Consider the following 13985-nt stretch of genomic DNA (forward strand, 5'->3'; position numbering starts at 1 on the left):
TCATGTGCAGATTTTTAGGTAAACAGATTGTTTCGATCTGCTTTCCTGTTTTATGTATTATGATATGCATAACCTTTACATGACTTAACTCGGCTATAATGACTTGATTACCAAGTGAATAAACCGTTGATATAGCATAAAAGATTAGTGTTGCCTCGAAAGAACTTGAGGCGGCACATGCGTATCGACACTTATGCCCTGACTGGTCAATGGTATCTGGATGGTGCAGGCCAGGTCTCCGGGGCAGGGCGCGTGCACCTGAACCTCGGATCGGTCTGGAGCCAGACGGGTGGCGCGGGCATTTCAGTGGCGATTGTCGATGATGGCGTTGATCATCGGCACGTTGGCCTTAGAGAGGCCACGGCCAAGCTGTTTGCACAGACCGAAGCGCGTACGGGCGTCGACGGTGATCCCGTCGGTTTCGGCAATGGCCATGGCACGGCCGTCGCCGGCATCATCGCCGGGTCTGCGGCAACCGGTGGGCCTGTCGGCATTGCGCCGGGTGTCGATCTTGCCTCGCTGCGGATCTTTGGCGAGGGCGGCCTGTCGATCCGTCAGGCCATGGGGCAACTGGCGGACTACGACATTGCCAACAACAGCTGGAGCTATTCGGTCGGCCTTTATCAGGCGTCGGCGTTCGGTCAGATTTCCTACTGGTCAGCCATTCGCTCAAATGTTGAAGACGCGCTGGTCAATGGCCGCGGGGGGCTCGGCACGATCATCGTCAAGTCGGCGGGCAATGGTCGGGGGGAAGGGCGATTTGGCACCGATGACCTGATCGCCAACATGGACGGCATCATCAGCGTCGGCGCGACGGATCATGCCGGAAAGGTTGCGTTCTATTCGACACCAGGCAGCAACATTCTCGTCAGCGCCCCGTCGTCCGGTGGCGGGCGCAGCGTCAAGACGCTCGATGTAACCGGCGCCGCCGGCTATGCCTCCGGAGACATTCATGATGGCTTTGGCGGCACGTCGGCTGCCGCGCCGATGGTCACCGGTGTTGTCGCGCTGATGCTGGCGGCCAATGCGCGGCTGACGCAGGCCGATGTTGCTGACATTCTGGCGCTGTCGGCACGGCCGACCGGCGCACTGCCGGGGGCGGTGCCCACAGGCTATGAGCAGCATACAAGCCAGATCAATGGCGCTGCCAACTGGAACGGTGGCGGGCTGCATTTTTCCAATGACTACGGCTTCGGCCTTGTCGATGCGCATCAGGCGGTTCGCATCGCGGAGACCTGGGGCATTGGCCGGACGGCTCAGCCGCAGACGCAGCTTGATGCCGGTTTCACCGACTGGGCGCTGGATGCCAGCGGAACGGTGGCGCGGGCGACGGTGACAATTGCCGATGGTTTCGTGCTGTCGACGGCTGTGCTCGGGCTGTCCATGGCATCCGGGATGGAAGCGCTGCGTGATGTGTATCTTGTCTCTGCAGATGGATCCCGCAGCCTCGTACATCGGACCAACAAGGCGATTGATACGGCGGGCAGCGACTTTGCCTGGGAGTTCCTCACGCAACTGCCGCGCGGAGAAGAGGCAACAGGCACCTGGACCGTGGAACTGCAGTTCTCACGCGCCGTGACGTTGCCGGCGCTCGGCGTGTCAGCAACGCTGGAACTCGATGGACGGGCCGCAACTCAGGACAAGGTAATCTATTTCACGGCAGACAATGGCCGGTTCGGCTCGGGTTTGCTCGCCGATACGGGTAGCGCCGTCACGATCAACGCCGCAGCCATCAGCGAAGCAAGCCGGATCGACCTGACCGGAGCCGGAGAGACCTGGCTGGGTGGACGGACACTGGCGATCAGTGCGCCGACGAAGGTCACGACCGTGGTGACAGGTGACGGCAATGACCGCATCGTTGCCCATGATCAGGGCGTTATCATCTGGTCGGGGCGCGGAGACGATGTAGTGCTGGGTGGCGCCGGCAATGATGTCTTTATAGATGGGGCAGGAAACGACCTCTATGACGGCGGGCTCGGACTGGACGTGCTGCTGGTCGACAGCCTGTATGATGCCGCAATCTTCAAGATAAGTGTTGCTGAAGGCAACCGGATCCTGATGCAGCATGCAGATGAACTGGATCAACTCAACAGCATCGAGCGCATCGGCTTCAAGGACGGCACCATGCTGGCCTTCGACAATGACGGCACGGCGGGGCAGCTCTACCGGCTGTACCAGACCGCGTTCAATCGCACCCCGGACGCCGAAGGCTTCCGCAGCTGGCTCGACGTGGCCGACAGCGGCACCAGTCTCATGGACATCGCCGATGCCTTCACACGCTCGGCCGAGTTCAACGCGATCTACAACAGCTTGCCGTCCACCCGCGAGAAGGTGGCCGCCTTCTACAGCAACAGCCTGGGCCGGACGCCGGATGAAAACGGCCTCGAGGCCTGGAGCACCATGGTGGCCTCGACCCGCACCGCGGATGCGACCCTGCTGCTGGGGTTCTCGGAATCTGCAGAGAAGCGGCTCCTGACTCAGTCCCTGTTCGACGACGGGTTCCTGTTCTGAGCCGGTCTTTGCGTCAGTGGGCGGCCTGACGCACCAGCCGGGCCACAAGCTTGCGCGCAAGCGGGGCGACAACCAGGATCGTGGGGAAGGCAACGGCCCAGGCAACCAGCCAGCTCTGAAGCCAGAGCGGCACGAAGCCGGGATCGAAACCGAAGGCTCTGAAGGTCGCGATGCCTGAAACGATCAGGGACATCAGCCCCGATACGATCAGGCCGAACAATACGGGTGCAAATCTCGGGTGCATTGCTGTCTCCTGTCGCGCCGGGCTCAGTTCAGCCCACGCGCGATTTCCGTGATCACGTCAAACGCCATCATCACGTCGTCCCGGGTGCAATCGAACTGCCCCGCCTGGAAGCGAATGACGAACCGACCGTCGACCATCGTTTGCGTCAGGTAGATGCGGCCATCATCATTGATGGCCGTGATCAGCCGCTGGTTCAATGCGTCAAGTTCGCCCGATGAAGCGCCGGGATCATAGCGGAAGGAAAACAGCGACAGCATCGGCTCGGTGATGATCTCGAAGTCGGGCTCGCCGCGCAGTTTTTCGGCCAGTTCCTGCGCCCAGGCGACATGATTGCGGATCATCTGGCGCAGGCCATCAAGTCCGTGGGCGCGGATCAGGAACCAGAGTTTCAGCGCGCGGAAGCGGCGGCCGAGCGGCACGGACCATTCCGAATAGTTGATGATGCCGTCCTTGCCGTGGGTCTTCAGATAATCCGGCCGGATCGCCAGGGTGCGCACGAGGCTGTCGGGATCGCGGATGTACTGCACCGAGCAGTCGAACTGGGCGCCGAGCCACTTGTGCGGATTGAGCACCAAGCTGTCGGCCCACTCGATGCCGCGCCAGTGGTCGCGCAATTCGGGGCAGATCATGGCAGCGCCCGCCCAGGCGGCGTCCACATGCAGGAATAGGCCGTTGTCGCGGGCAATCGGCCCCAGTTCAGTCAGGTCATCGGTGCCGCCGACGCCGGTTCCGCCGACGCAGGCGATGAGCCCGGCCGGAAGGTAGCCGGCCGCCCGGTCCGCCGCGATGGCGGCCTTGAGCGCGTCCGGGTCCATGGCGCGGGCGGGGCCCTTCACCGGGATGCGCACCAGATTGTCGCCGCCGATGCCGGCGATCCAGATCGCCCGGTCAATCGAGGTGTGCACCTCGCCGGAGGCATAGACGCGCAGGCGCGGGGCCCCCGACAGGCCATCCGCATTGCCGCGCCAGGCGAGTGCCCGTTCGCGCAGGGTGAGGACGGCGGCAAGGGTTGCGGAGGAGGCGGAATCCTGGATGACGCCGTGATAGCCCTCGGGCAGGCCGAGCCCCTGGCGCAGCCAGTCAAGCACGCGGGTTTCCAGTTCGGTCGCTGCCGGTGACGTCTGCCACAGCATGCACTGCGCCGCCATGGCGGTGACGAGATACTCTGCGATCACCGACACGGGTGCGGCGTTGGCCGGGAAATAGGCGAAGAAGCGCGGATGCTGCCAATGGGTCATGCCGGGCAGGATGTCGCGCTCGAAATCGGCGAAGATGGTCTCCATCGCCTCGGCGCTGTCCGGCGGCGAGGCTGGTACCTTCGCCGCGATCTCGCCCGGCTGGGTCTGGGCGCGTACGGGCCGCTCGCGCAGACCCTCGCGGTAGTCTGCGCTCCAGTCGGCGGCACGATGTGCCCAGTGACGAAACTCGCTCTTGTCCACGCGCATCCTCCCAAATGGCTCGGTATTTTCGGTAGGGGTAGACGCGCCGACCGAGCGTGGCAAGGCGTGTCTTGCCGGGCGCGCGTCTGGCGCGCGTCTGGCGCTTGGCTCAGGCTGTGGATTTGGTTAGGCTTTCGCGCGAATGCGGACAGGACCGCATCACCTGAACCCGGAGACACCATGGAACCCCTGACGGTGCTTGGCACGATCAGCGGCACGTCCGCTGACGGGATCGATCTGGCGGAGATCCGGACAGACGGGGTGCGAATGCAGGCCGCAGGGCTATCGCGCACATTGCCCTATCAGCCTCAGACCCGTTTAGCCATCCTGGCCGCGATTGCCGCAGGTCCGGCGGCGCGCAGTGGCTGGAAGGCCTTGTCGGATGCCGTCACCGAAGACCACCAGACCACGATTGCGACGTTCCTCGACGAGACCGGCAACCGCCCGGATCTCGTCGTCTTCCATGGCCAGACGATCTGGCATGATCCTTCGGCGGGCGAAACCGTGCAGCTGGGTGATCCGCAGCAGCTGGCCGACGCATTGCGCCTGCCGGTGATCGGTGATCTGCGTCAGGCGGATGTGGCAGCGGGCGGGCAGGGCGCGCCGCTGGTGCCGGTGTTCCACAAGGCGCTTGCCGGCAAGCTGCGCCAGCCCCTGTGTTTCCTCAACATCGGCGGCGTCTCCAACCTGACCTATATCGATGGTGAGGACCTGCTGGCGTTCGATGTCGGCCCGGGCAATGCGCTGCTCGATGATTTCGTCCGCCGCTCCGGCGTTGACGACTTCGACCGGGATGGTCGCTGGTCGGCTGGCGGGCACGTGGATGTGGCGCGGCTGGTGGTCGCTCTGACGCACCCCTATTTTGCCCAGCCGGCGCCGAAGTCGCTCGATCGGAACGCCTTTTCGCTGAAATGGGTGGAGGGCATGAGCCTGCTCGATGGCGCGGCGACCCTGGCGGCAATCACCGCCGAGGCGGTCGCCCGCGCGGTTGCCCTGTTGCCGAAGGAACCGAAGCTATGGGTCGTCTGTGGCGGCGGCCGGCGCAATCCCTCCATCATGGCAGAACTGGCGCAACGCGTGCCCGGCAAGGTGGAAAATGCCGACGCGCATGGCATCGATGGCGATGCTCTGGAAGCGCAGGCGATGGCCTTTCTCGGGGCAAGGTTCATGGCCGGACTGCCGACGAGCTATCCGGCAACAACGGGCGCCCGCGAGCCGGTCATTGGCGGGCGGCTGTACCGGCCGCGCTGAGGCGCTTTTCAATGGGCGGGACACCGGTTAGACAGGGTGCCATGAACGGAGCAGAGATCTACAAGCGTCTCGTCGAGGCCATCGAGGACCGCACGCTGAAGCCGGGCGACCGGCTGCGCGAGGCAGACCTTGCCGAAACCTTCGGCGTCAGCCGCACGCCCATCCGCGAAGGCCTGAAACGGCTGGAGGCGCAGGGGCTTGCCGTGCACGAGCCGAACCGGGGCATGGTGATCCCGACGCTGGATCACGGTCAGATTTCCGAAGTCTATTACATGCGCGAGGTGCTGGAAGGCACGGCCGCGCGGCTGGCAGCCCAGCATGCCTCCAACGCCGAGATCGAGATCCTGCAGGACCTGGTCGAGGCTGACCGGCAGCGCATCGCCGACGAGGCCTCGCTGGTGCGCTCCAACCGCGAGTTCCACCGCCGGCTCTATCTTGCCTCGCACAACCGCTATCTCGTCGGCCTGATCGATCACCTGCGCCTGTCGATGATCCTGATGGCCGGCACCACGCTGGACACGCCGGAGCGCCGGGAAACCGCCGTCGAGGAACACGCAGCCATCGTGCGGGCCATTGCGGACCGCGATTCCGACGCCGCCGAAACCCTCGCCCGCCGCCACATCGAACGGGCAGAAAAGACCCGGCTGAAGAAGAGCTGAGGCGGGAGAGCTATCACCTATGTGGCCAGACGGCTTTTGAGGCCTCTCAGCCCCCCTCCCCCTCGTGGGGAGGGGTGGGGGGCACGGGAGGCCATCAGGTCACAAAGCGCCTGAAGTAAGCCTAGTCAGAAACGTAAGTTCCCTGGATTTACGTCCGCTCCCCCCACCCCCAACCCCTCCCCACGAGGGGGAGGGGAGCGATAGGCCTCGATCAATGTCGTCTGCCGGCTGCGACCGACTGCAATGGGTCATTGTGCTTTGGCCTGCCTGCATACGCCTCCCCACCGCAATGCACCCTGTTTGTTTTGACGTGGCATCTGGCCAAATCGCCGTCCGGGTGGTTAATCTTGGGCCACAACCGCGAAGACGGGGAGGAGAACAGCATGCAACGTCGTGAGTTCCTGAAAGCCGGTGCGATTGCCGCTGCCGCCAGCCCGCTGCTGGCAGCGCCTGCGATTGCCCAGGCGACACTGAACCTGAAACTGGTCGGCGGTTTCCCGCGCGGCTTTCCGGGCGTTGGCACCGGTGCCGAGAAGCTGGCCAAGCGCATCGAGGGCATGACCGACGGCAAGGTGAAGATCACCTATTACGGCGGCGGCGAGCTGGTTCCCCCGTTCGAGGTGTTCTCGGCGGTGTCGAGCGGGGCGGCCGACATGGGCCATACGGCGCCCTATTTCCACGCCGGCAAGGTGCGCTCGGCGATGTATTTCACCACGGTTCCCTACGGCCTTGACCAGACCGAGCTGTCCGGCTGGATCAGTTATGGCGGTGGTCAGGAACTGTGGGACGAGGCCTATGCGCCGTTTGGCGTGAAGTCCTTCTATGCCGGCGGCTCCGGCGCGCAGGCGGGTGGCTGGTTCAAGAAGCCGATCGAGAAGCTCGATGATCTGGCCGGCCTCAAGATGCGCATTGCCGGGCTTGGCGGCGATGTCATGCGCAAGCTGGGCGTCAACACCGTGCTGACGCCTCCTCCGGAAATCTATCCGGCCCTGCAGTCCGGTGTCGTCGATGCGGCAGAATTCGTCGGTCCGTGGAACGACGTGGCACTCGGCCTCTACAAGGTTGCGCCCTATTACTACCTGCCTGCCTTCCATGAGCCGGGACCGGCGCTGGAAATGATGGTGAACCAGAACGTCTGGGGCAACATGTCGCCGACGCTGCAGGCGATCTTCGCCAGCGCCGCCAAGGCGCAGGCCGAGGACACGATTGCCGAGTTCCGCTACAACAACACGCGCGTGCTTGCGGATCTGGTGACCAAGGGCGCCAAGGTCTCGGCCTTCCCGGCGGATGTGGTGGCGGCGCTGGGCAAGGCCTCGCAGGAGGTGCTCGAGGCGTTCCCGAAGGGCGACCCGATGTCGGAAAAGATCCACGGCGCCTATGTCGACTACATCAAGCAGTGCTCGGCCTATACCAAGGCGATGGAAGGCCGGATGTATGCCGACCGTGCGGCTGTCTGGGGCTCGTAAGCCGCGTATCTGATCCAATCGGAAGGCGGCGGGATGGTCAGCATCCCGCCGCCTTTCCTGTCTGAGCAGAATGGAAGTGACCATGTCTACCCCATCCATCCGCCCGCGCTTGCGCGATCTTGGCCGCTCGATTGGCCGTTTTGCTCCGGGAGCGCTCAATGCGATCACGGATGTGGCGGGCGTTCTGGTTGGCCACAGGACCGTGATCGAAGGCGACCGGATCCGCACCGGGGCGACGGCGATCCTGCCGCACGGCGGCAACCTGTTTCAGGACAAGGTGCCGGCGGGGTTTGCGGTGCTGAACGGCTTCGGCAAATTCGCCGGGTCGACCCAGGTGGAGGAGCTGGGCGAACTGGAAAGCCCGATCGTTCTGACCAACACGCTGGCGACGGGGCGGGCCATCGAGGCAATTCACACGCATCTTCTCGGGCTTGCCGGCAATGAGCGCGTTGTCTCGATCAACGCGGTCGTCGGCGAGACCAACGACAGCCGCCTCAATGACATCCGCGCAGGGCGGCCAACTTCGAGGGAAATCGGTGAGGCCATTGCCTCTGCATCCGGTGGACCGGTGGCGGAAGGGGCCGTCGGCGCGGGAACCGGCACGGTTGCCTTCGGGCTGAAGGGCGGCATCGGCACGGCCTCGCGCGTGGTCGAGGTGAAAGGCTATGGTGCGGCAACGCTCGGCGTGCTGGTGCAGGCCAATTATGGCGGAGACTTGCGCATCGACGGCGTGCCGGTTGCAACGATGACGACTGCCGATGTGGATGGGTCGATTGTCCTCATTCTGGCAACGGATGCGCCGCTGTGTCCGCGCAACCTGAAGCGCCTTGCCGCACGCAGCTTTGGCGGTCTCGCGCGGACCGGCGCGGCCCTGTCCAACGGGTCAGGCGACTATGCACTGGCCTTCACGACCGCCGAAAGCCTGCGCCTGACGCCGGAGCGCCGGGCCGGGGTGGCGCCCTTCGGCGGCATCGGCAATGACCAGATCTCGCCGCTGTTCGAGGCGGCCATCGAGGCGGCGGAAGAGGCGATCCTCAATGCGCTGCTGGCCGCTGGCAGCATGGATGGCTTCGATGCAGGGCGCATGAAGCCATCACGGTTTGAAGGTCTGGTGTTGCCGCCTGTCTGAGCGCAGACGAACCAACGATGGCTGATGAGCTGCGCTGAGCCCTCATACCGTCCCGCAAGGGTAGGGCTGTCAAATGTGTGGCCAGACAGTTTTAGAAGCCTCTCAGCCCCCCTCCCCCTCGTGGGGAGGGGTTTGGGGGTGGGGGGCGGACTTAAATCCAATTACCGACGTTACTGACCAGGATGATCTGAGGCACCTTGTGATCCAACGGCCTCCCGTGCCCCTCACCCCTCCCCATGAGGGGGAGGGGGCTGAGAGGCGCTTACACTGGTTCAAAAGCGTTTTTGCTGCTTCATCAGCCGGAGACGGCGAGATAGAGGCTGGTGAGTGCGGTGGCGGCGATCACGCCGAAGGTGGCGATCATGCCGGCCATGCGAAACTTCAGGTTTTCGGCCGTCTGGGATACGCCATAGGCATGGCTGAGGCGACCGGCGAGGAGAACCGCGCCATAGCCATGCAGCAGCTCGAAGGGCGCGCCCTGCAACTCGCACAGGGCCAGCAGCAGCAGCGAAAATGGCACGTACTCGGCGAAATTGGCATGCACCCGCACGCGGCGGGTCAGATCTGAATCCCCATCATGCCCGAGGGCGACCCTGACGACCTTGCGCCGGTTGATCACGCGGAACGAGAGATACAGGAACAGCAGCGCCAGCAGCGCGGCATAAACGGGCGTGACGATCAGCAGCAGGGAATCCAAGGCGACCTCCGGGGCAGGGGACGAGTGGCAGGATGCGGACGGATCCGCACGGTCAGCACTCGACGATATTCACCGCGAGGCCGCCGGTCGAGGTTTCCTTGTATTTTTCCGTCATGTCCAGCCCGGTTTGACGCATGGTCTCGATGCAGCCATCGAGCGGTACGAAATGGGTGCCATCGCCGCGCAGGGCGAGCGAGGCCGCCGTCACGGCCTTGACCGCGCCAACCGCGTTGCGTTCGATGCATGGCACCTGCACCAGCCCGCCAATCGGGTCGCAGGTCATGCCCAGGTGATGCTCCAGCGCGATCTCGGCGGCGTTCTCGATCTGCTCGTTGGTGCCGCCAAGCGCCGCGCAAAGGCCTGCAGCGGCCATGGCTGACGCCGAGCCGACTTCCCCCTGGCAGCCGACTTCGGCGCCGGAAATCGAGGCATTGGCCTTGATGATGCCGCCGATGGCCGCAGCGGTCAGCAGGAAGGTGCGGATGCCGGCCTGATCCGGGTTGGGGCAATGGTCGAGGTAGTAGCGCACCACCGCCGGGATGACACCGGCCGCGCCATTGGTGGGGGCGGTGACCACCCGGCCGCCGGCGGCATTTTCCTCGTTCACCGCCATGGCATAGACGCCGAGCCAGTCCATGATCGTGTGCTTGAAGGGCGAGTTGGAGCCGTGGTCGGCGAGCAGCTTTTCGTGAATGGCGCGGGCGCGGCGCTTCACCTTGAGCCGGCCAGGCAGGATGCCGTCCTGCTTCAGACCACGGTCGATACAGGCATTCATCGCGGCCCAGATGCGGTCGAGATCGGCCTGCACCTCATCGGCGGGACGGGCGGCGCATTCGTTGGCCCATTTCATCTGCGCGATCGTGAGGCCGGAAGCCTTGCCCATTTCCAGCATCTTTGCCGCATTGGGGAAGGGATAGGGCACGTCCTGCTGTGCAAGGTCGTTGCCGCCGGACCGGCTCTGGCTGATTTCCTCGGCGCTGGCGATAAAACCGCCGCCGATGGAATAGAGCGTCAGATCGGTGAGCACGGCACCCGCTCCGTCGAGAAGGCTGAACACCATGCCGTTGGAGTGCAGCGGCAGGGCGGGGCCGAAGTCGAAGATCAGGTCTGCGTCCGGATCAAAGGCGAGCATCGTGCCGTCGAGTGCCTTGATCTCCTTGTCGCGCGCGAGGCGCTCCAGCATCGGCTCCACCTCTTCCGGATCCAGCCGGGAGGGAACCTGGCCCATCAGCCCGAGGCAGATGGCCCGGTCGGTGGCATGGCCCTTGCCGGTGAAGGCGAGCGAGCCGTGCAGCCGGACCTGGACCCGCGCGGCTGCTGCCGGCAGAGGATCAATGGCGGACAGGAACCTTGCGGCCGCAACCATCGGGCCAACGGTGTGGGAACTGGAGGGGCCAAGACCGATCTTGAAGACGTCGAAGACGCTGATGAACATGGATTTCCGCTGCCTGTGCGCCGCCGGGTCCTGCCCGGCGCGGGCGGATCATGCCCATATTTCGTGCTCCCGTCACCCGGCAGAAAGACGGGTTGTCCGGCCGTGCCGGTTTCGCACCATTTCGAGGTCGTAAATGCGGACCGCTGGCGGAGTGGTTCAGGCTTTCTTCGGCGGCGTGGGCCAGAGCTTTTCGTAAACGGCTTTCGAGAAGCCGACATGTTCGGTCAGGAGCCGTTCGGCGAGATCCGAATCCCGCGCCAGGGTTGCTTCCATCAGCAGCGTGTGATGGGCAAGGCCAAGCGTTGCTTCGTAGGTGGCGCGGATGGTGCCATCGCTGTCGTCCATCATCTGCTGACGCACGTCGGGCGCGCTCAGCATGTTGCGATGGTGTCGGCGCAGCTGGGCCGAGATCTGGGACGCGAACAGCGTCAGCCAGGGTGCCTTGGAGCCAGCCAGAAGTGCGGCGTGGAAGGCGTCATGCCGGGTTTCCCAGAGATGGATCTCAGTCAGGCCTGCGTCCGGGGCCGGGGTTGGCGTGGAGGCAAGACGGTGATGCGCCGCGACCACGGCCGCCGCCCAGTCGTCGTCACCCTCGGCAATCGACCGCGCGAGAAGACGTGTCTCCAGCGCCAGGCGCGCCTCCTGCAGATCCTTGAGGCTTTCGGCAGATACACCAGCGACGCGGAAGCCGCGGTTTGGCGCCAGGACAACAAGCCGCTCGGCCTCCAGCCGCGACAGCGCCTCGCGCAAGGGCGTCCAGCCGAAGCCGAAACGGTCCTTCAGGCTGGAGACGGTCAAGGGGGCGTCCGGCGGCAGGCTGCAGTCAAGGATGGCGGCCCGAAGTGCGAGATACGCATCCTCAGTCTTGGGCATGAATGTCTCCCATGGCGGTCATTCATACGTGCTTCAAAATATATCAAGCGTCAAATTATATATAATCATGTTGCGCGAGGCGCGGACGCCTGTTAGCTTTCTGCCACTCAGGAGCGGAAGACCGCGCCGCACAAGCCAAGGGCAATTCGAGGAGCGCATATGACCAGCCACTTGACCACTCACCCGCTCGACGCCGGAGACAAGCTGGCGGCCAAGCGTGCGGCCTTCGATCTGCCGGAAGGCGTGATCTATCTCGATGGCAACTCGCTCGGCACTCTGCCGGCGCATGTGCCGGCCCGGATCGAAGAGGTCATCCGCAAGGAATGGGGCACCAGCCTCATCCGCGCCTGGAACGCCCATGGCTGGGTCGAGATGCAGAACCGCATCGGCGACCGTATCGGCCGGCTGGTCGGTGCGGCCCCCGGACAGGTGGTGGCGGGCGATAGCACCTCGATCAATCTGTTCAAGGTGTTGTCCGCTGCGCTGGCGCTGCGGCCGGAGCGCAAGGTGATCCTGTCGGACACCGGCAATTTCCCGACCGACCTCTATATGGCGCAGGGTCTGCGCGACCTGCTGGACAAGGGGCATGAACTGCGTCTCGTGGCACCGGAAGACGTGGCCGGCGCGATCGACGAGACCATCGCGGTGACGATGATCACCCAGGTCGATTACCGGACCGGCCGCCGCCACGACATGAAGGATCTGACCCAGCGCGCCCATGCTGCCGGCGCCATCGCCATCTGGGATCTGGCGCATTCCGCCGGTGCCTTCCAGGTGGAGCTGGATGCCTGCGAGGCCGATTTCGCCATCGGCTGCGGCTACAAGTATCTGAACGGCGGTCCGGGCGCTCCGGCCTTCCTCTATGTCGCCAAGCGCCATCAGGGCGTGGCGCATCAGCCGCTGGCCGGCTGGCACGGCCACGATGCGCCGTTCGCCTTCGATCTCGACTATCGCCCGGCTCATGGCATCGACCAGATGAAGGTTGGAACGCCGCCGGTGCTGTCCATGGCCGCGCTGGAAGCCGCGCTCGACGTGTTCGACGATGTCGACATGAACGTGCTGCGCGCCAAGTCGGTGTCGCTGTGCGAATTGTTCATCCGGGAAGTGGAAAGCCGCTGCGAAGGCCTGGAACTCGCCAGCCCGCGCGACGCCAACATGCGTGGCAGCCAGGTGTCGTTCCGGTTCCATGAAGGCTATGCCCTGATGCAGGCGCTGATCGCGCGCGGCGTCATCGGCGATTTCCGCGCGCCCGACATCGTCCGTTTCGGTTTTACGCCGCTCTACGTGTCCCACGCCGACGTGGTCGCTGCCGTCGATATCCTCGCCGACATCCTGGCCACCCGTGCCTGGGACCGGCCCGAGTACAAGACCCGCGCGAAGGTGACCTGAGATGAGCGACGCCAAATGCCCCATGGCCCCGAAGGCCTATGATCCGGCAGACGACGGAGCCCAGATGAGCTTTGATGGTCGCATGTCCTATGGCGACTATCTCTCGCTGGACAAGATCCTGTCGGCGCAGAAGCCGGTGTCGACGGCGGATGACGAGCTGCTGTTCATCATCCAGCATCAGACTTCGGAACTCTGGATGAAGCTGGCCTTGCACGAGCTCACCGTCGCCAAGGCCCGGATCGCTGCGGATGACGTTCAGCCGGCGTTCAAGCAGCTCGCACGTGTCGCGCGGATTTTCGAGCAGCTCAACTCGGCCTGGGATGTGCTGCGCACCATGACGCCGAGCGACTACACCACGTTCCGCAATGCGCTGGGCCAGTCCTCGGGCTTCCAGTCGTTCCAGTACCGCGCCATCGAGTACATGGTCGGCAACAAGAATGCCGCCATGATGCGCCCGCATGAGCATGTGGACGGGGTCTATGCTTGGCTCGAGGCGATCCGGCAGGACACCAGCCTCTATGACGAGGCGATCCGGCTGCTGGCCCGCAACGGCTTTTCCATCTCGGATGCGGCGTTGAAGCGGGATGTATCGGCGCCTTACCAAGCGGACGAAAGCGTGCGCCTGGCCTGGATCGAGGTGTACCGCGATCCGGCGCGCTACTGGCCGCTGTATGAGCTGGCGGAGAAGCTGGTCGATTTCGAGGACTATTTCCGGCGCTGGCGCTTCAACCATGTGACCACGGTGGAACGCGTCATCGGCTTCAAGCGCGGTACGGGCGGCACAAGCGGGGTTAACTACCTCAAGCGCATGCTGGACGTGGTGCTGTTCCCCGAACTGTGGGCGCTGCGCGCCGACCTGTAACGACGGGGTGCCTTCGATGTCGGAGTGCTC

Annotated in this window: 12 protein-coding genes; 7 read left to right on the forward strand and 5 right to left on the reverse strand. The window is 64.4% G+C overall.

Going from position 1 to position 13985, the window contains the following annotated elements:
• Positions 1-177: 177 nt before the first annotated feature.
• Complete coding sequence (locus tag C8348_RS14030; RefSeq protein WP_106753968.1) at positions 178-2511, forward strand: S8 family serine peptidase; 2334 nt, start codon at positions 178-180, stop codon at positions 2509-2511.
• A gap of 13 nt (positions 2512-2524) precedes the next feature.
• Here the strand turns inward: C8348_RS14030 and C8348_RS14035 are convergent, their stop codons facing one another.
• Together C8348_RS14035 and C8348_RS14040 are read right to left on the reverse strand one after the other, a co-directional pair.
• Complete coding sequence (locus C8348_RS14035) at positions 2525-2755, reverse strand: DUF2798 domain-containing protein (protein ID WP_106753969.1); 231 nt, start codon at positions 2753-2755, stop codon at positions 2525-2527.
• 23 nt (positions 2756-2778) lie between these two features.
• A complete protein-coding gene (locus C8348_RS14040) occupies positions 2779-4194 on the reverse strand; it encodes a pyridoxal phosphate-dependent decarboxylase family protein (protein WP_106754063.1) in 1416 nt (471 codons plus the stop codon).
• A 180-nt stretch (positions 4195-4374) separates the two neighbouring features.
• Here C8348_RS14040 and C8348_RS14045 point away from each other — a divergent pair, with 180 nt between their 5' ends.
• The 4 genes from C8348_RS14045 to C8348_RS14060 all read left to right on the forward strand — a co-directional run bounded on the left by C8348_RS14045 (position 4375) and on the right by C8348_RS14060 (position 8699).
• Entirely contained in the window at positions 4375-5445 is a 1071-nt protein-coding gene (locus C8348_RS14045; protein WP_106753970.1) for an anhydro-N-acetylmuramic acid kinase, read from the forward strand.
• A gap of 41 nt (positions 5446-5486) precedes the next feature.
• Complete coding sequence (locus C8348_RS14050) at positions 5487-6104, forward strand: GntR family transcriptional regulator (protein ID WP_106753971.1); 618 nt, start codon at positions 5487-5489, stop codon at positions 6102-6104.
• A 383-nt stretch (positions 6105-6487) separates the two neighbouring features.
• On the forward strand, positions 6488-7570 hold the full coding sequence (locus C8348_RS14055; RefSeq protein ID WP_106753972.1) for a TRAP transporter substrate-binding protein: 1083 nt from the start codon (positions 6488-6490) through the stop codon (positions 7568-7570).
• 82 nt (positions 7571-7652) lie between these two features.
• Complete coding sequence (locus C8348_RS14060) at positions 7653-8699, forward strand: P1 family peptidase (RefSeq protein ID WP_106754064.1); 1047 nt, start codon at positions 7653-7655, stop codon at positions 8697-8699.
• 295 nt (positions 8700-8994) lie between these two features.
• Here C8348_RS14060 and C8348_RS14065 read toward each other — a convergent pair whose 3' ends face one another.
• The 3 genes from C8348_RS14065 to C8348_RS14075 form a co-directional block, all read right to left on the reverse strand.
• Positions 8995-9396, reverse strand: coding sequence for an MAPEG family protein (locus C8348_RS14065; protein ID WP_208983759.1), 402 nt, complete (start codon positions 9394-9396; stop codon positions 8995-8997).
• A 52-nt stretch (positions 9397-9448) separates the two neighbouring features.
• Positions 9449-10831, reverse strand: a complete 1383-nt coding sequence (locus C8348_RS14070) for an L-serine ammonia-lyase (RefSeq protein WP_106753973.1) — start codon at positions 10829-10831, stop codon at positions 9449-9451.
• A 156-nt stretch (positions 10832-10987) separates the two neighbouring features.
• Positions 10988-11704 (reverse strand): GntR family transcriptional regulator, encoded by a 717-nt coding sequence (locus C8348_RS14075; protein WP_106753974.1) that lies wholly within the window; start codon positions 11702-11704, stop codon positions 10988-10990.
• 159 nt (positions 11705-11863) lie between these two features.
• Between C8348_RS14075 and kynU the strand changes: the two genes are divergently transcribed.
• Both kynU and kynA read left to right on the forward strand, forming a co-directional pair.
• A complete protein-coding gene (kynU, locus tag C8348_RS14080; RefSeq protein ID WP_106753975.1) occupies positions 11864-13093 on the forward strand; it encodes a kynureninase in 1230 nt (409 codons plus the stop codon).
• A 22-nt stretch (positions 13094-13115) separates the two neighbouring features.
• Positions 13116-13955: a tryptophan 2,3-dioxygenase gene (gene kynA / locus C8348_RS14085; RefSeq protein WP_106753976.1), complete on the forward strand. Its 840-nt coding sequence runs from the start codon at positions 13116-13118 to the stop codon at positions 13953-13955.
• Positions 13956-13985: the final 30 nt, after the last annotated feature.

Source organism: Pannonibacter carbonis, assembly GCF_003012935.1.
Lineage (GTDB): Bacteria > Pseudomonadota > Alphaproteobacteria > Rhizobiales > Stappiaceae > Pannonibacter > Pannonibacter carbonis.